This is a genomic window from Burkholderia cepacia, from assembly GCF_001718835.1.
In the GTDB taxonomy this organism is placed as follows: Bacteria; Pseudomonadota; Gammaproteobacteria; order Burkholderiales; family Burkholderiaceae; genus Burkholderia; species Burkholderia cepacia_F.
Genome location: NZ_CP013443.1, coordinates 2,862,502 through 2,879,100 on the forward strand (window position 1 = coordinate 2,862,502; position 16,599 = coordinate 2,879,100).

The 16,599-nt window shown below is 67.3% G+C and carries 17 protein-coding genes; 10 read left to right on the forward strand and 7 right to left on the reverse strand.

Annotation, left to right across the window (positions count from 1 at the left end):
* Window positions 1–5: 5 nt before the first annotated feature.
* Window positions 6–1,763 (reverse strand): ABC transporter permease, encoded by a 1,758-nt coding sequence (locus WT26_RS16400; protein WP_069273284.1) that lies wholly within the window; start codon window positions 1,761–1,763, stop codon window positions 6–8.
* A 51-nt stretch (window positions 1,764–1,814) separates the two neighbouring features.
* Here WT26_RS16400 and WT26_RS37360 point away from each other — a divergent pair, with 51 nt between their 5' ends.
* Window positions 1,815–2,105, forward strand: coding sequence for a hypothetical protein (locus tag WT26_RS37360; protein ID WP_155774662.1), 291 nt, complete (start codon window positions 1,815–1,817; stop codon window positions 2,103–2,105).
* 135 nt (window positions 2,106–2,240) lie between these two features.
* The gene (locus WT26_RS16405) at window positions 2,241–2,507 is read left to right on the forward strand and encodes a hypothetical protein (protein ID WP_027786765.1); all 267 of its coding nucleotides are present in this window, start codon (window positions 2,241–2,243) and stop codon (window positions 2,505–2,507) included.
* Window positions 2,508–2,550: 43 nt separating this feature from the next.
* On the opposite strand, the gene WT26_RS16410 is transcribed toward WT26_RS16405, so the two are convergent.
* Window positions 2,551–3,867 (reverse strand): ATP-binding protein, encoded by a 1,317-nt coding sequence (locus WT26_RS16410; RefSeq protein ID WP_059531957.1) that lies wholly within the window; start codon window positions 3,865–3,867, stop codon window positions 2,551–2,553.
* A complete protein-coding gene (locus WT26_RS16415; protein ID WP_059531955.1) occupies window positions 3,851–4,576 on the reverse strand; it encodes a response regulator in 726 nt (241 codons plus the stop codon). The genes WT26_RS16410 and WT26_RS16415 overlap by 17 nt, the downstream gene beginning before the upstream one ends.
* 223 nt (window positions 4,577–4,799) lie before the next feature.
* On the opposite strand from WT26_RS16415, the gene WT26_RS16420 reads away from it, so the two are divergent.
* Entirely contained in the window at window positions 4,800–5,354 is a 555-nt protein-coding gene (locus WT26_RS16420) for a periplasmic heavy metal sensor (protein ID WP_069273285.1), read from the forward strand.
* 94 nt (window positions 5,355–5,448) lie between these two features.
* Here WT26_RS16420 and WT26_RS16425 read toward each other — a convergent pair whose 3' ends face one another.
* Window positions 5,449–6,147, reverse strand: coding sequence for a pirin family protein (locus tag WT26_RS16425; RefSeq protein ID WP_069273286.1), 699 nt, complete (start codon window positions 6,145–6,147; stop codon window positions 5,449–5,451).
* Between the two features lie 382 nt (window positions 6,148–6,529).
* On the opposite strand from WT26_RS16425, the gene WT26_RS16430 reads away from it, so the two are divergent.
* The 4 genes from WT26_RS16430 (at window position 6,530) to WT26_RS16445 (ending at window position 9,711) form a co-directional block, all read left to right on the forward strand.
* Window positions 6,530–7,306 (forward strand): ABC transporter substrate-binding protein, encoded by a 777-nt coding sequence (locus WT26_RS16430; protein ID WP_069273287.1) that lies wholly within the window; start codon window positions 6,530–6,532, stop codon window positions 7,304–7,306.
* A 207-nt stretch (window positions 7,307–7,513) separates the two neighbouring features.
* Entirely contained in the window at window positions 7,514–8,203 is a 690-nt protein-coding gene (locus WT26_RS16435) for an ABC transporter permease (RefSeq protein ID WP_021158491.1), read from the forward strand.
* On the forward strand, window positions 8,200–8,913 hold the full coding sequence (locus WT26_RS16440) for an ABC transporter permease (RefSeq protein WP_027786760.1): 714 nt from the start codon (window positions 8,200–8,202) through the stop codon (window positions 8,911–8,913). The genes WT26_RS16435 and WT26_RS16440 overlap by 4 nt, the downstream gene beginning before the upstream one ends.
* An 18-nt stretch (window positions 8,914–8,931) precedes the next feature.
* Window positions 8,932–9,711, forward strand: coding sequence for an ABC transporter ATP-binding protein (locus tag WT26_RS16445; protein ID WP_069273288.1), 780 nt, complete (start codon window positions 8,932–8,934; stop codon window positions 9,709–9,711).
* Window positions 9,712–9,808: 97 nt separating this feature from the next.
* Here the strand turns inward: WT26_RS16445 and WT26_RS16450 are convergent, their stop codons facing one another.
* Window positions 9,809–10,321, reverse strand: a complete 513-nt coding sequence (locus WT26_RS16450) for a GNAT family N-acetyltransferase (protein ID WP_069273289.1) — start codon at window positions 10,319–10,321, stop codon at window positions 9,809–9,811.
* Between the two features lie 130 nt (window positions 10,322–10,451).
* On the opposite strand from WT26_RS16450, the gene WT26_RS16455 reads away from it, so the two are divergent.
* Together WT26_RS16455 and WT26_RS16460 are read left to right on the forward strand one after the other, a co-directional pair.
* Window positions 10,452–11,396 carry a LysR family transcriptional regulator gene (locus WT26_RS16455; protein WP_069273786.1) on the forward strand — a complete coding sequence of 315 codons (945 nt, stop codon included), beginning with the start codon at window positions 10,452–10,454 and terminating at the stop codon, window positions 11,394–11,396.
* A gap of 492 nt (window positions 11,397–11,888) precedes the next feature.
* Complete coding sequence (locus WT26_RS16460) at window positions 11,889–13,001, forward strand: porin (RefSeq protein ID WP_069273787.1); 1,113 nt, start codon at window positions 11,889–11,891, stop codon at window positions 12,999–13,001.
* A gap of 126 nt (window positions 13,002–13,127) precedes the next feature.
* Here WT26_RS16460 and WT26_RS16465 read toward each other — a convergent pair whose 3' ends face one another.
* Both WT26_RS16465 and WT26_RS16470 read right to left on the reverse strand, forming a co-directional pair.
* Window positions 13,128–13,466, reverse strand: coding sequence for a P-II family nitrogen regulator (locus tag WT26_RS16465; protein ID WP_006398637.1), 339 nt, complete (start codon window positions 13,464–13,466; stop codon window positions 13,128–13,130).
* Between the two features lie 65 nt (window positions 13,467–13,531).
* Complete coding sequence (locus tag WT26_RS16470; protein ID WP_069273789.1) at window positions 13,532–15,253, reverse strand: NAD+ synthase; 1,722 nt, start codon at window positions 15,251–15,253, stop codon at window positions 13,532–13,534.
* A gap of 110 nt (window positions 15,254–15,363) precedes the next feature.
* Between WT26_RS16470 and WT26_RS16475 the strand changes: the two genes are divergently transcribed.
* Window positions 15,364–16,542 carry a GNAT family N-acetyltransferase gene (locus WT26_RS16475; protein ID WP_069273788.1) on the forward strand — a complete coding sequence of 393 codons (1,179 nt, stop codon included), beginning with the start codon at window positions 15,364–15,366 and terminating at the stop codon, window positions 16,540–16,542.
* Window positions 16,543–16,599 lie beyond the last annotated feature (57 nt).

A 16,599-nucleotide genomic window follows, 5' to 3' on the forward strand; every position in this document is an offset into this window, starting at 1 on the left:
CGGTCTCAGTCGAGCCGCAGCTTCGCTTCGGCGAAGGCATACAGCGGACGCCACAACAGGCGGTTGAACAGGGTAACGAACAGGGACATCACGGCGATGCCCAGGATGATCTTCGGAAAATCGCCGGCGGCGGTGGTCTGCGCGATATAGGCACCGAGGCCGTGCGCCTCGATCCTGGTACTGCCCCACTGCACGGCTTCCGACACGATGCTCGCGTTCCACGCGCCGCCCGATGCGGTGATCGCGCCGGTCACGTAGTACGGGAAGATGCCGGGCAGGATCGCCTGCCGCCACCACTGCCAGCCGCGGATGCGGAAGTTCGTCGCCGCTTCGCGATAGTCGTTCGGGTAGGACGTCGCACCGGCGATCACGTTGAACAGGATATACCACTGCGTGCCGAGCACGATCAGCGGCGACAGCCAGATATCGGCGTTCAGGTGGAAGCGCGCGATCACGATCACGAACGCCGGGAACAGCAGGTTCGCCGGGAACGCCGCGAGGAACTGCGCGAGCGGCTGCATCTTCTCGGCAAGCGCCGGGCGCAGCCCGATCCACACGCCGATCGGCACCCAGATCACCGACGCGATCGCGATCAGCACGAGCACGCGCAGCAGCGTGACGAGCCCGAGCATGACCACGTGGCCGACCTCGGCCATCGTCACGCCGGTCGCCACGAAGCTGACGACGCGCCACACGACGTAGGCCGTGCCGAGCAGCACGAGGAGCGCCCACGCGATGTCGGCGGCGAACGACGCCTTCTTCTCGACTTTCGGCAGCGTGAAACGCATCGCGCCCGACAGCGGCAGGCGCAGCGGAATCCGCGCGGCCTTCGCGAAGAGCCAGCCGGCCGGCACGAGCAGCTGATGGATCAGGCGCGTGCGGCGCACGAGGTCGAGCAGCCACGATTCGGGCGCGTTGCCGGAACTCGTGGTTTCCATCCGGAACTTGTCGGCCCACGCGACGAGCGGGCGGAACAGGAACTGGTCATAGGCGAGGATCACGACGGTCATCGCGAGGATCACCCAGCCGATCGCGCCGAGGTTCTTGTCCGAGATCGCCTGCGCGAGATACGCGCCGATGCCCGGCAGCGTGATCGTCTGGTTGCCGACGGTGATCGCCTCCGACGCGACGACGAAGAACCAGCCGCCCGACATCGACATCATCATGTTCCAGATCAGGCCCGGCATCGAGAACGGCACCTCGAGCTTCCAGAAGCGCTGCCACGACGTCAGGTGGAAGCCGCGCGACACTTCGTCCAGGTCGCGCGGCACCGTGCGCAGCGACTGGTAGAAGCTGAACGTCATGTTCCACGCCTGGCTCGTGAAGATCGCGAAGATCGCGGCCAGCTCGGCGCCGAGCACGCGGCTCGGGAACAGCGCGAGGAAGAACGTGACCGTAAACGAGATGTAGCCGAGCACCGGCACCGACTGCAGGATGTCGAGGATCGGGATCAGCACCATGCCCGCGCGGCGGCTCTTCGCGGCGAGCGTGCCGTAGACGAGGGTGAACGCGAGCGATGCGACCATCGCGGCGAGCATGCGCAGCGTGGTGCGCAACGCGTATTCGGGCAGGTTCGACGGATCGAGCGAGATCTTCTGCGTCTGCAGGGTGGCGATCGGCGCCATCGTTTCATGGAAACCGACGACCGCCATCGCGATCAGGCAGATGATCAGCGGAAACGCGATGAAATCCCACCGGTTCGGCAGAACGCGCCACGCGGACGCGTTGGCGGTCCGGTTCGGATTGACGAATCCGACGTCCATCAGGCGCCCTCCCCGGTAAGGCCGAACGAAGCCGGCAGTCGATGTTGATTCATGGCAAAGCGCACGGGTGCGGTAATTCGTTTTGACTCACGATGCAAGGCAGGCGCAATGCGTCGCATCCGTGCCGACGGCATCAGCTCGCGAATTTCCGGCCGAGTCGATCCGCAAACGGCACGACACTACACCAACCTGTATTTCAGGTACAACCGTCCGGATCGAAACGGTGGAATCCGCCGCAGCGCGGGCGAATCGGCCCGGAACGGGCCGGCGGCTGACGGATCGGCGCGGGACGCAGCGGCGCGCAACGCGCCGGCCGGCACGCAGGCCCGAATTATGCCGTGATCCGGCCCGGCCGGGAACCCGCCCGCCGCGCGCGGCGGGCAAAACCGTGCGTCCCGTCAGGAGCCGGACACGGCGAAGCAGGTATGATCGGGGCTGGCCCCCACGGGGATCGATCGACGAGCGGGAGGAAAGGGAATGGCAGGAAATTTGGTGATCGTCTGCCGCGATCAGGATGCCGACGCGTTCTACGAATTGATGCAGGAGTACGGGTCGTTCCAGACGCGGCTGTCGTCGACGGCATGGTACCTGAACATGAACGTCGTGCCTGAATCGCTGCAGGAGGAAATCCTGGAGCGCCTCGGCCGGTATACGACCGTCTACATCTTCGAGGCCACCAGCGTGACCTACAACACCATCGACAGCAACGCGGCCGAGACGCTCGGCACGCTGTTCGGCGAATGACGCAGCGCGCGGCGTCCGGCCAGGCCGGCGCCGCGCGCTGCGCTCATGCGGCCTGTGCGTGGGGTTCGTCCTTCGGCACGACCTCGAACGGGAACGTCATCGCGACGCGCAGGCCGCCTTCGGGGCGGTTGCCGATGTCGCACGCCCCGCCCAGCCTGAGTACGAGCCGTTCGACGATCGCGAGCCCGAGCCCGCTGTGGCCGTTCCCGCCGCGTGCGGGATCGAGCCGCACGAACGGCCGCGTCGCCGCCGCGAGGTCGCGCGGGGCGATCCCGCCGCCGCTGTCGCTGACCGACAGCACGTAGCCGGCGGGCGTGCGTGCCGTTTCGACGAGCACGGGCGGCGCACCGTACGCATGCGCGTTGTCCAGCAGGTTCGACAGGATCCGGTCGAGCGTCGCCGTCGGCAGGCGGAAGCCCGGATCGGCATCGAGCCGGGTCTGGACCGCCGGAGCGTTCGGCGCGACCGCGCGATAGCTGCGTGCGATCCGCTCGCACGCCTGATCGACCGGCACCGGCTCGCTGCGATCGGACCCGCCGTGCGCAAACACCAGAAACTGGTCGACGATGTGCGACATCGAATCGACGTCGCGCACGACGCCGTCGCGCAGCCGGACGTCGTCCATCATTTCCGCCCGCAGCCGCATCCGCGCAAGCGGCGTGCGCAGGTCGTGCGCCACGCCCGCCAGCATCACCGCCCGGTCGCTCTCGGCCTGCGACACCTGTTCCACCATCTGGTTGAAGCCATGCGTGAGCTGGCGCAGCTCGCGCGGGCCGCGTTCGCGCAACGGCGGCACCGGCTGGCCGCGGCCGAAGCGCGCGACCGCACGCGCAAGCGAACGCAACGGCTGCTGCAGCTGCCAGGCTGCGAACAGCGCGGCAATCACGCCGGCCGAAAAGATCGTGCCGAGCCACAGCAGCATCCGGTCGAGCGAGCGCGGCGGCCGCAGCGGCTGCACCGGCACCACGATCCAGTTGCGGTCGGTCGGCTCCTTTACCCACAGCACGGGCGGATGGCCGGGCGCGCCGACCTCGACGCGCGTGCCGGGCGGCATCCGCTCGCTCACGTCGTCGCGGAACCGCCTGAGCGCCGCCGGCAGGTTCGACGGATCGCCGTTCGGCACGTCGGCGCTGTCCGGCGCCACGAGCCGCACACGCGACGGCAGCGGCTGGTCGGGCGTGCGCTCGACGTGCTGGCGCACCGCGTCGACCAGGAACGCGGCCTCTTCGACCGCATAGCGCGTCTGCATCTGGCTGCGCTCGAGGCGCATCGCGAAAAACCACGCGAAGTGCGACAGGAGCAGGACACCGACGACGAGCAGCGCCAGCCGCCCGAACAGTGAATCAATGGGCTTGCGCATGGGCCTCGCCGTCGGGCACGAACACGTAGCCGCGCCCGCGCACCGTCTGGATGAAGCGCGGCGTCGACGGATCCGTTTCGAGAATGCGGCGCAGGCGCCACACCTGGACGTCGATGCCGCGGTCGGTACCGTCGTACTCGGGCCCGTGCAGCAGCTCGAGCAGCCGCTCGCGCGTGAGCGTGCGCAGCGCATGGTTCACGAAGATCTTAAGCAGCGCGAATTCGCTGCTCGACAGCGTGGCCGGCTTGCCGTCGACCGACAGCGTACGCGCCTGGAAGTCGAGCACGAAGCGGCCGAATCCGAACGGCTCGCGCTGCTCGGGCGCCGCCGCCGACGGCGTCGCGCGGCGGCGGCGCAGCACGGCCTGCACGCGCGCGAGCAGCTCGCGCGGGTTGAACGGCTTGCCGAGGTAATCGTCCGCGCCGAGCTCGAGCCCGACGATGCGATCGACGTCGTCCGCCCGCGCGGTCAGCATGATCACGGGGATGTCGTCGCCGGCCGCGCGCAACTGGCGCAGCGCGGTCAGGCCGTCGACGCCCGGCATCATCAGGTCCAGCACGATCAGGTCGGGCCGCTCGCGCTCGAGGCGCTTCTCGAGCGTCGCCGCGTCGTGCAGCACGGACACTTCCATCCCCTGGCGCACGAGATAGTCGCGCAGCAGGTCTCGGAGTTCTTGGTCGTCGTCGACGATGAGGATCTGGGTAGTCATGGCTCGAAGTTTACCGCGCGAGGGCGGAGTCAAAGAACGAAACAAAGGGACGAAAGGGTTACTGCGGGTTACCGCGCAAGGGAACTGTAATGCGCGGTAACCCGGCCACCGCGCCACGTAACACCGGCGGGGGCCTGCCTCGCTAACCTGCGTCTTACCGGATGCGGCCCCGCGGTTTCGCCCGCCGCCGCGTCGCCGGACCTTTCGAACAGGAGTTTCTGAAATGTATAAGAAGACTTCCCGCGTGGCCATCGCGGCCGCCACCGTGCTCGCTCTCGCATTCGGCACCGCGCACGCCGCGCCGCCGGCCGACGCGCCGCCGCCGGGCGGCCCGGGCATGCACCAGATGCACGGCGGGCACGACGGCGGCCCGTTCGGCGTGATCATGAAACTGCACGACCAGCTGAAGCTCAACGCGTCGCAGGAACAGCAGTGGCAGGCCGCCGTCAACACGATGAAGCAGAACCGTGACGCGATGCGCAAGAGCCACGAGCAGATGCGCGAGCAGTTCAAGGCGCAGCAGAACCAGCCGATCCTCGACCTGAGCGCGATGCACGCCGCGCGCCAGCAGGCCGAGCAGCAGAACGCGCAACTGCGCGAGCAGACGTCCGCCGCGTGGCTCGCGTTCTACAACGGCCTGAACGACCAGCAGAAGACCACGGTCAGCACGGCGCTCAAGCAGCAGTTCGCGAAGATGGAACAGCGCCACGAGAAGATGAAGGAACGCTGGGAACAGCACCGCCAGGCGGGCAAGGCCGCATCGGCACCGGCGCAGTAAGCCGGCCGCGCCGCCCTCCCCGGCGCGGCGGCACATTGGAGACGGGGACGCGGGCGCCCGGCCCGCCCCCCCGTCTCCACCCCGTCCTGCCCGTTCAGGCGACGTCGAACAGCAGCACCTCGGCCGCCCGGCCGCTCGCCAGCGTAACCGACGCCACCCCGCCGATCCGCACGCCGTCGCCGCTCTCCAGCGGCTCGCCATTGACCTCCAGCGCACCGCGCGCGACGTGCACGTATACGCGTCGCCCAGCCGGCACGTCGTACACCACCGCTTCGCCGCCATCGAACAGCCCCGCATGGATGCTCGCATCCGCGCGCATCGACACCGAGCCGTCGCGCCCGTCCGGCGCCGCGACGAGCCGCAGCCGCCCGCGCTTCTCGTCCTCGCCGAAGCGTCGTTCCTCGTAGCCCGGCCGGCCGCCCTGCTCCGTCGGCAGCAACCAGATCTGCAGCAGATGCAGCGGCCGGTCGCGCGACGCGTTGTACTCGCTGTGCACGATCCCCGTGCCGGCGCTCATCCGCTGCACGTCCCCGGGCCGGATGATCGACCCGTTGCCGAGGCTGTCGCGATGCGCGAGCGCGCCGTCGAGCACATAGGTGACGATCTCCATGTCGCGGTGCGGATGCATGCCGAAGCCGCGCGTCGGCGCGATCCGGTCGTCGTTCAGCACGCACAGCGCGCCGAACGGCGGATGTGCGTCGTCGCCAGCGCCACCGATCGGGAAGCTGTGACGGGACACGAGCCAGCCATGGTTGGCATGACCTCGGTCGGCGGCGCGGCGAATCTGGAACATGGGCGGTCCGTGGGGCGGTGTGTCGGGATGCCGCCAATGTAGGGGCTCACCGAGCCCGCAACAATCCATGCACGCGCACCGGATCGTTGCATGCACGAACGCAATTCATGCAATGTTCGATGAGACTGCATCGAATGCCGCAACAGCGGCGCCGATCCGGGCCGCCCGCGTCGCTCGCCGCCAACGGATCCCGCTGGAAGCGTGCTTGTGCGCTGCCCGGGTATCGCGTTCGGGTAAAATACCGCCCTTTTGGCGCCCGCCTGTCCGGCGGTTGCCGCCGCCAGGCCGCCGAACACGAATTTTGGCTATCTAGAATACGGCGCGGCGCACGGCCCGACAGGCCCGGCGCGCCGCCACGGAATCTCAGTATTAAAGGATCGAAATGAAGAAGGCCGCCCTGTGCGCCGCCCTCGCCCTCGTGGCGGGCAGCGCCTTCGCGAAGGAGTGGAAGACCGTGCGGATCGGCGTCGACGCCAGCTACCCGCCGTTCGAGTCGACCGCGCCGAGCGGCGAGATCGTCGGGTTCGACGTCGATCTCACCAAGGAAATCTGCAAGCGGATCAACGTGAAATGCGTGTGGGTGGCGCAGGATCTCGACGGGATCATCCCGGCGCTGAAGGCGAAGAAGTTCGACGTCATCGTGTCGTCGCTAACCGTCACGGACAAGCGCCGCGAGCAGATCGACTTCTCCGACAAGGTATACGACGCGCCGGCGCGGATGATCGCGAAGGCCGGCTCGCCGCTGCTGCCGACGATCGCCTCGCTGAAGGGCAAGCGCGTGGGCGTCGAGCAGGGCTCGACGCAGGAAACCTACGCGAAGGCGTACTGGGAGCCGCAGGGCGTGACGATCATTCCTTACCAGAACCAGGACCAGGTCTACGCCGATCTCGGCTCCGGCCGCCTCGACGCGACGCTGCAGGACGAGCTGCAAGCCGACTACGGCTTCCTGCGCACGCCGCGCGGCAAGGGCTTCGCGTTCGCCGGGCCGGAAGTGAAGGATCCGAAGACGATCGGCGACGGCACCGCGATCGGCCTGCGCAAGGAAGATACGGATCTGAAGCTCAAGATCAACAAGGCGCTGGCCGACATGCACAAGGACGGCACGTACGACCGGCTGTCGCACAAGTATTTCGCGTTCAGCGTCTATTCGGCCCGCTGAGCGCCGGGTATGGATGCGGGGCGCGCCCCGCGTTCGCGCAGTACAGGCAGTCGACCACGCGCCGCCCGCCCCCTCGCCCGCCGCCCACCGCGGCAGGCAGGTCCGGCGCCCTCGCCGGGCGGACGGTCATGATACGCACGGGGCGTTCCGCGCAACATGCGGAGCGCGTCTTTCGCGGCGCACCCGGTGCGCCGTCAAGGACCACATATGTTTCTACAAGGTTACGGCCCGCTGATCCTCGCTGGCACCTGGCAAACCGTCAAGCTGGCGGTGCTTTCGCTTGCGCTGTCGTTCCTGCTGGGGCTGCTCGGCGCGGGCGCGAAGCTGTCGCGCAACCGCTTCACGAACGGCGTCGGCACCGTCTACACCACGCTGATCCGCGGCGTGCCCGACCTCGTGCTGATGCTGCTGCTGTTCTACAGCCTGCAGATCTGGCTGAACATGGCGACCGACGCGCTCGGCTGGGACCAGATCGACATCGATCCGTTCCTCGCCGGCGTGCTCGTGCTCGGCTTCATCTACGGCGCGTACTTCACCGAGACCTTCCGCGGTGCGTTCCTGTCGGTGCCGCGCGGCCAGCTCGAGGCCGGCAGCGCGTACGGGATGACCAACTGGCAGGTGTTCACGCGGATCATGTTCCCGCAGATGATGCGCTTCGCGCTGCCGGGCATCGGCAACAACTGGCAGGTGCTCGTGAAGTCGACCGCGCTCGTGTCGATCATCGGCCTGGCCGATGTCGTGAAGGCATCGCAGGACGCCGGCAAGGGCACGCTGCGGTTCTTCTTCTTCACGCTGATCGCGGGCGCCGTCTACCTCGCGATCACGACGATCTCGAACTTCGTGCTGATGTGGCTCGAAAAGCGCTACTCGACCGGCGTCCGCAAGGCTGACCTATGATCGACCTCATCCAAGAATACTGGCGCAACTACCTCTACACCGACGGCTACCGCATCACCGGCGTCGCGATCACGCTGTGGCTGCTGGTCGTGTCGATCGGCCTCGGCTTCTGCCTGTCGGTGCCGCTCGCGGTCGCGCGCGTGTCGAAGAAGAAGTGGCTGTCGGGCGCCGTGTGGCTCTACACGTACGTGTTCCGCGGCACGCCGCTCTACGTGCAGCTGCTGCTCTGCTACACGGGCCTCTACAGCCTGCAGGCCGTGCGCGGCACGCCGATGCTCGACGCGTTCTTCCGCGACGGCATGCACTGCACGCTGCTCGCGTTCACGCTGAACACCTGCGCGTACACCACCGAGATCTTCGCGGGCGCGATCAAGGCGACGTCGTACGGCGAGATCGAAGCCGCGCGCGCCTACGGGATGTCCACATTCACGATGTATCGCCGGGTGATCCTGCCGTCGGCGCTGCGCCGCGCGCTGCCGCTGTACAGCAACGAGGTGATCCTGATGCTGCACGCGACGACGGTCGCGTTCACGGCGACCGTGCCGGACATCCTGAAGATCGCCCGCGACGTGAACTCGGCGACCTACATGTCGTTCCATGCGTTCGGCATTGCCGCCCTGCTCTACCTCGTGATCTCGTTCACGCTCGTGTGGCTGTTCCGCCAGGCCGAGCGTCGCTGGCTCGCGTATCTGCGCCCGCAAGGCAAGTAAGTTTTCGCAGGACTATTGATGAATTCCCAGACTCAGAAGCTTTTCGTCGACGATCTGCACAAGCGGTACGGCGACAACGAGGTGCTCAAGGGCGTGTCGCTGAAGGCGAACTCGGGCGACGTGATCAGCGTGATCGGCTCGTCCGGCTCCGGCAAGAGCACGATGCTCCGCTGCATCAACTTCCTGGAGCAGCCGAATGCGGGCCGCATCTTCGTCGACGGCGAGGAAGTACGCACCGCGCTCGACAAGACGGGCGCGCTGCGCGCGGCCGATACGAAGCAGCTGCAGCGCGTGCGCACCAAGCTGTCGATGGTGTTCCAGCACTTCAACCTCTGGTCGCACATGAACGTGATCGAGAACGTGATGGAAGCGCCCGTGAACGTGCTGAAGCTCGGCAAGCGCGAAGCCGAGGAGCGCGCGCGCGCGTATCTCGAGAAAGTCGGCCTCGCACCGCGCGTCGAGAAGCAGTATCCGTCGCATCTTTCCGGCGGCCAGCAGCAGCGTGTCGCCATTGCGCGCGCGCTGGCGATGCATCCGGACGTGATGCTGTTCGACGAGCCGACGTCGGCGCTCGACCCGGAACTCGTCGGCGAAGTGCTGAAGGTGATGCAGAAGCTCGCCGAGGAAGGCCGCACGATGATCGTCGTCACGCACGAGATGGGCTTCGCGCGCAACGTGTCGAACCACGTGATGTTCCTGCACCAGGGCCGCGTCGAGGAAGAAGGCGTGCCGTCCGAGGTGTTTGCCAACCCGAAGAGCGAACGCCTGCGCGGGTTCCTGTCGGGCAGCCTCAAGTAAGCCCGAATCCGCTTCGATGCCCCGACGCCGGGCGCCCCGCGGTTCGCCGCGCGGCGCCCGGCTGCGTTTACGTGCGCTTACGTGCGCTTACTTGCGTTTATGCGCAGCCCGACGGCGCGGCGTCCACGGGCGCCGCATCGGCGAACGCGCGCAGTTCGTCGCCCGCGAGCCGGTAACGCACCCATTCGCTCTGCGGCGCCGCGCCGACGCTCTCGTAGAAGCGGATCGCCGGCTCGTTCCAGTCGAGCACGCTCCATTCGAAACGCCCGCAACCCGACTCGACCGCGATCCGCGCGAGCGCCTTCAGCAGCCGCAGCCCGGCGCCCGCGCCGCGAAAACGCGGCGACACGTACAGGTCCTCGAGATACAGCCCCTGCCGGGCGAGCCACGTCGAATACGAGAAGAAATACACGGCGAAGCCGGCCGGCTCGCCGTCGACCTCGCAGATCAGCGCGCGCGCCGGCGATCCGTCGCCGAACAGGCTGCGCTCGAGCGACGCGACGGTCGCGACCACCTGGTCTTCGGCTTTCTCGTAGATCGCCAGCTCGGTAATGAAACGCAGGATCTGCGGCACGTCGGCGACGGTGGCGGAACGAATGTCGATTTGCACGGTAAAGGCCCTCCCCGGCCGGCATGCAGCAAACGGCGGCGCCGCGCACGCGCGCTGGCGCCGATGAAGACGTCATGCTACGTTCGCCGAGCCACTGCAGGAAGTGCAGGTTTTTCATCCCGACCTGAACATGATGCATCCTGACCTGCGCCGTCTCGACCTGAACCTGCTGCTCGTGTTCGACGCGCTGTACCGCCACCGGTCCGTCGCCGCGGCCGCGCACGAGCTCGCATTGAGCCCGTCCGCGCTGAGCCACGCGCTCGCGCGGCTGCGCGACGCGATCGGCGATGCCCTGTTCGTGCGCCTCGGCAACGAGATGCAGCCGACCGTGCGCGCCGACGACATCGCCACCTGGGCCGGCGACGCGCTCGACGCGATGTCGAAGGGGCTCGCCCGCGCGCGCCGCTTCGATCCCGCGCAAAGCGACCGCACGTTCGTGTTCGCGGCGACCGACTACACGGCATTCGCCGTGCTGCCGGCGTTTCTCGCGCGCATCCAGCATGTCGCGCCGCAATTGCGCTTCCGGGTCGTCCACTCGGACCGCAAGATCTCGACCGACAAGCTCGCGGCCGGCCGCATCGATTTCGCGCTCGGCTACCACGAGGAATCGGCGGCCGACGCGCCGGGCATCGAGGACTTCGACTGGTTCTCCGACGACTACGTCGTCATCGCGAGCGAGCGCCATCCGCAGGTCCGGCGCCGCCTCACGCTCGACCGGTACCTGGCGGCACGCCACGTGGTCGTCACGCCGTGGAACGAGTCGCGCGGCGTCGTCGACCACGTGCTCGACCGGCTCGGCCTCGCGCGGCAAGTCGCCGTGCAGTTGCCGACGGTGCTGGCCGCACCGTTCGTGATCGCGGAATCCGCGCTGCTGATGACCGTGCCGAGCCGCGCCGCGCAGGCACTGCGGCACGCGGCGCCGATCCGCATCTTTCCGGCACCGTTCGAGATCCCGCGCTACACCGTGAAGGTCTACTCGCACGCGAAGCATGCGCGCACCGATGCGCATCGCTGGATTCGCGCGCAGTTGCTCGACGCGCGGCCGGACAGCGCGGGCGTCGCAGGCATCGGATAAGCGTGCCGATCATTACGAATTACTTACCAATTTGGCGCATCGCGCGCTTACGTCTCCGTTTCTCCTGCGTCAATAGTGGCAATCCTTGACGCAACTTCCCGAAAACCGTGTCTCCCTTGCCGCACAAGGCGTTGCCGGCGATTCGCCGGCGCGCGCCACGGTGTCGCGCGCCGTGTTGCATGGCAAATTGGCGACAGGTGTTAGTCAAACAACGATTTCCATCGCCACAAAATTGTATTTTTGCTAAATTAGTAACCAAAGTAGCAAAACGAAGTTCGTGAAATGTAGTTTAGCTTCACGACACTACAAGGAGACCCCGCAGGCCGACCCGGCTGCGCGGGACCGCTCAACGGCCACCCGTCTGTTCGCCCGCGTGCTGCGCCCGCCCGGCTTCGCATGAGGTCTCCGTAGTTGCCCGCTTTTGCCCGGCGCTCGCGCTCCGGGCATCTCGTGCAGTCTGGGTTGACTTTTTGACAGGGTATGGAGGAGATGATGAAGAAAGCTTTGGTCGCGGCCGCGCTGATGGCTGCTGGGGTGGTGACGGCGCACGCGCAGAGCAGCGTCACGCTGTATGGTCGCCTGGATGCCGGCCTCGAGTACATCAATGGCATCGGCAACGGAAACGGCGGCACGACAAGCCGCTGGCGCGCGGAAAGCGGCGACTGGGGCACGAGCCTCTGGGGCTTGAAGGGCACCGAGGACATCGGCGGCGGCAACAAGGTGGTCTTCCAGCTGGAAGGCAGCTTCGACACGATGAGCGGCGCGGGCCCGGGCGGCGGCGGCCTCTGGAATCGCTGGGCGACCATCGGTATCGCGAACAATACGTACGGTACGCTGCTGTTGGGTCGTGAACTCGCAATCGCCAACGGCGTGTGGGACTTCGACCCGTTCGGCCAGTCGGCCTGGTCGACGGCATCGCTGGTGCGCGGCCGCAACTGGAACAAGACCAGCAACAACGTGTCGTACCAGTCGCCGCAGTTCTACGGCCTCGACTTCTACGGCCAGTACGCGCTGTCGAACGCGACGAACTGGAACGGCAACGGCACGACCGGCCAGGGCCGCAGCGTCGGCGGCCAGGTGACCTACACCACGTCACTGTTCCAGTTGCGCGGCATCTACGACGAAACGCGCAACCCGCAGAACGGCAAGCTCGACGACGTGTTCAACTACTCGCGTGAATACTTCGCGGGCGTGAACGTGTTCCTCGGCCAGTTCAAGGTTCAGGCCGCTTACCAGGCCTCGCGCGCCGATTCGGACGCTGCCAATCCGTTGAACAACGGGATTACGTCGACCCAGCAGGTCTGGGGCGGCGTGACGTGGCAGGCCACGCCGGCGGCGGCGCTGATCGCGGCCGTGTATCACGTGAACGCGAACCACGGCGGCGGCAATGCGAACATCTACACGGTCGGCGGCTCGTACAACATCTCCAAGCGCACGCTGTTCGACCTGCAGGTCGCGACGGTGCGCAACAGCAAGAACGCCAACTTCGGACTTGAGGCGAACGCGGCCGGCCCCGGCGGCCCGACCAAGACCGGCTATAACGACAACCCGACCCCTGGCCACAGCCAGACCGGCGTCTACGCCGGCATCCAGCACCTGTTCTGATCAGGCGCCGTCAAAGAACGATTCGGCAACACTTTCCACGCTGCTGCGAGAGGCGCGTATCGGTGCGGTACCCAACCGGGTATCCGCACCGTTTTTTATTGGCGCGGGCGATCGACGCCGGCGGCGTCAGACGGCCGCTTCGTTCTCTTCGCCGGTACGGATGCGGATCACGCGCTCGACATCCGACACGAAGATCTTGCCGTCGCCGATCTTGCCGGTGCGCGCCGCGCCGATCACCGCGTCGATCACCTGGTCGACCTGCGCTTCCGCGACGACGACCTCGATCTTCATCTTCGGCAGGAAGTCGACGACGTATTCGGCGCCGCGATACAGCTCGGTATGCCCCTTCTGGCGGCCGAAGCCCTTCACTTCCGTCACGGTCAGGCCCGTGAGACCCACTTCGGCGAGCGCTTCGCGGACTTCGTCCAGCTTGAACGGCTTGATGATGGCTGTGATGCGTTTCATGGTGGTTGTCCCCCAATGCTCGTTTGGATGAAAAGACGTGAGCCCGATTCTACGCCGCGCGCGGCTCAATCGAGGCGCTCGGCGAAGCGCGACGTGATCGGGTAGCGCCAGTCGCGCCCGAATGCGCGATGCGTGACGCGAATGCCGATCGGCGCCTGGCGGCGCTTGTATTCGTTGATCTTGATGAGCCGCGTCACGCGCTCGACGTCCGCCTGCGCATAACCGGCCGCGACGATCCCGGCGAGCGGCCGATCCTCTTCCATGTACATCCGCATGATCGCGTCGAGCACGTCGTACGGCGGCAGGCTGTCCTGGTCGGTCTGGTTCTCGCGCAGCTCCGCCGACGGCGCGCGCGTGAGGATCCGCTCCGGAATGATGTCGCGCGTCGCGTATTCGGCCGCCGCGTTGCGGTAATGGCAGAGCCGGTACACGAGCGTCTTCGCGATGTCCTTGATCACCGCGAAGCCGCCGGCCATGTCGCCGTACAGCGTGCAGTAGCCGACCGCCATCTCGCTCTTGTTGCCGGTCGTCAGCACGATCGAGCCGAACTTGTTCGACAGCGCCATCAGCAGCGTGCCGCGGATGCGCGCCTGGATGTTCTCCTCCGTCGCATCTTCCGCGCGGCCCGCGAATTCGCCCGCGAGCGATGCGCGGAATGCGTCGAACATCGGCGCGATCGCGATCTCGTCATAGCGCACGCCGACGCGCCGCGCCATCTCCGCCGCGTCGGTGGTCGAGATGTCGGCCGTGAAGCGCGACGGCATCATCACCGCGCGCACGCGCTCGGGCCCGAGCGCATCGCACGCGACCGCGAGCACCAGCGCCGAATCGACACCGCCCGACAGCCCGATCAGCGCGCCCGGAAAGCCGTTCTTGCCGATGTAGTCGCGCACGCCGGTCACGAGCGCGCGGTAGACCTGCGCGTCGGTCGACAGCTCGGGCGCGATCGTGCCCGGCAGCGGCCGCGCGCCGTCGAATTCGACGATCGCGTGCCCTTCGTCGAACTGCGGCATCCTCGCGACAAGCGCGCCCTGCGCGTCGAGCACGAACGAACCGCCGTCGAACACGAGTTCGTCCTGCCCGCCGACGAGGTTCACGTACACCATCGGCAGCCCGGTTTCGCGAATCCGCGCACGCAGGATGTCGACGCGCACCGCTTCCTTGTTCATGTGGTACGGCGAGCCGTTCGGGATCAGCAGCACCTGCGCGCCGGCCGCCTTCGCGATCTGCGCGGCCGATGCATGCCACGCATCCTCGCAGATGATCACGCCGTACTTCACGCCGTTCAGCTCGAACACGAGCGGCTCGGCGTCCGTCGCGAAGTAGCGCTTCTCGTCGAACACCTCGGTATTGGGCAGATCCTGCTTGCGGTAGGTACCGACGATCTTGCCGCCGACGATCAGCGATACCGCGTTGTAGGTATCGGTCGGCGGCACGCCGCGCTCGATCGGGCGGTTTGCATTACCATCGACGGCTGGCGCGTGCGGATCGCCGCCCGGCGCGCCTTCGCCTGCAACGCGCACCGGATGGCCGACCAGTACCGCGAGCCCGTCGAACGCCTTCAAGGCGCCGGCGAGCGCTTCGAGCGCAGCGGCGGCGGCCGCATAGAACGCTGGCCGCAGCAGCAGGTCTTCCGGCGGATAGCCGGACAGCGCGAGTTCGGGTGCGACCATCAGCTGCGCACCATCGTTGTGCGCGGCGCGCGCGGCCGCGACGATCCGCGCGACGTTGCCGGCGAAATCGCCGACGGTGACGTTGATCTGGGCGAGAGCGAGTCGGGTTTTCATGGCGGGATCGGCGCAGCCCGGCGGCGCGCCCTGAACGGCTGACGAAATCGTCCCGGTGCGGGCCGCGCAGGCCCATGCATCCGGCGACACAGAACGGTACGGATTCACGCTTGAAACACGAACGCATCGATTATCGCACGGGCATCCTGTCGTCCCCCGCGGAGGTGCCGGCCGACGAATGGAACGCGCTGCTCGCCCGCGACGCGCAGCCGACGCCCTTCCTGCGCCACGAATTTCTAGACGCGCTGCACGTCGCGCGCTGCGCGGTCGACGATACCGGCTGGTCGCCGCATTTCGTCACGCTGACCGACGAGCGCACCGGCCGCCTCGCGGCCGCCGCGCCCGTCTACGCGAAGCAGCATTCGTACGGCGAATACGTGTTCGACTGGGCGTGGGCCGACGCATACCAGCGCAACGACCTGCCCTACTACCCGAAGCTGCTGTGCGCGGTGCCGTTCACGCCCGTGCAGGGCACGCGCCTGCTCGCGGCCGACGACGACGCGCGCCGCCGCCTCGCGGCCACGCTGCTCGCATTCGCCGAGCAGAGCGACGTGTCGTCGCTGCACGTGCTGTTCCCGACCGGCGACGAAGCGGCGCTCCTCGAATCGATGGGCATGATGCTGCGCGAAGGCGTGCAGTTCCACTGGATCAACGACGGCTACCGCCACTTCGACGATTTCCTCGGCACGCTCGAGCAGAAGAAGCGCAAGAACATCCGCGCGGAGCGGCGCAAGGTGCACGATGCGGGCGTGACGTTCCGGCGCCTGACCGGCGATCAAATCACCGACGCCGACTGGCGCTTCTTCTCGCGCTGCTACCGGCAGACCTATCGCGAACACTATTCGAGCCCGTACCTGAACCTCGATTTCTTCCGCACGATCGGGGCGACGATGCCCGAGAACCTGCTGCTCGTGATCGCGGAAGCCGGCGGCCAGCCGATCGCGAGCGCACTCGCCGTCTACCGGCGCGGCGAAAACGGCGGCGGCACGCTGTACGGCCGCTACTGGGGCGCGGTCGAGCACGTGCCGTGCCTGCATTTCGAAACGGCCTACTACCAGCTGCTCGAATTCTGCATCGAGGCCGGGCTCGACACGTTCGAAGGCGGCGCGCAGGGCGAACACAAGCTCGCGCGCGGCTTCCTGCCGACCGTCACGCACTCCGCGCACTGGCTCGCGCACCCGGCGTTCTCGGACGCCGTCGCGCGCTTTCTCGAACGCGAGACCGAGCACATCCACGCGTACGTCGACGAATTGCACGACCACAACCCGTTCAAGCGCGGCGCGGATTAGCGCGCCTTTTCTGAGACACTGGCGGCTTCGCCGAATTTCGCCACCTCCTGCCGCCCT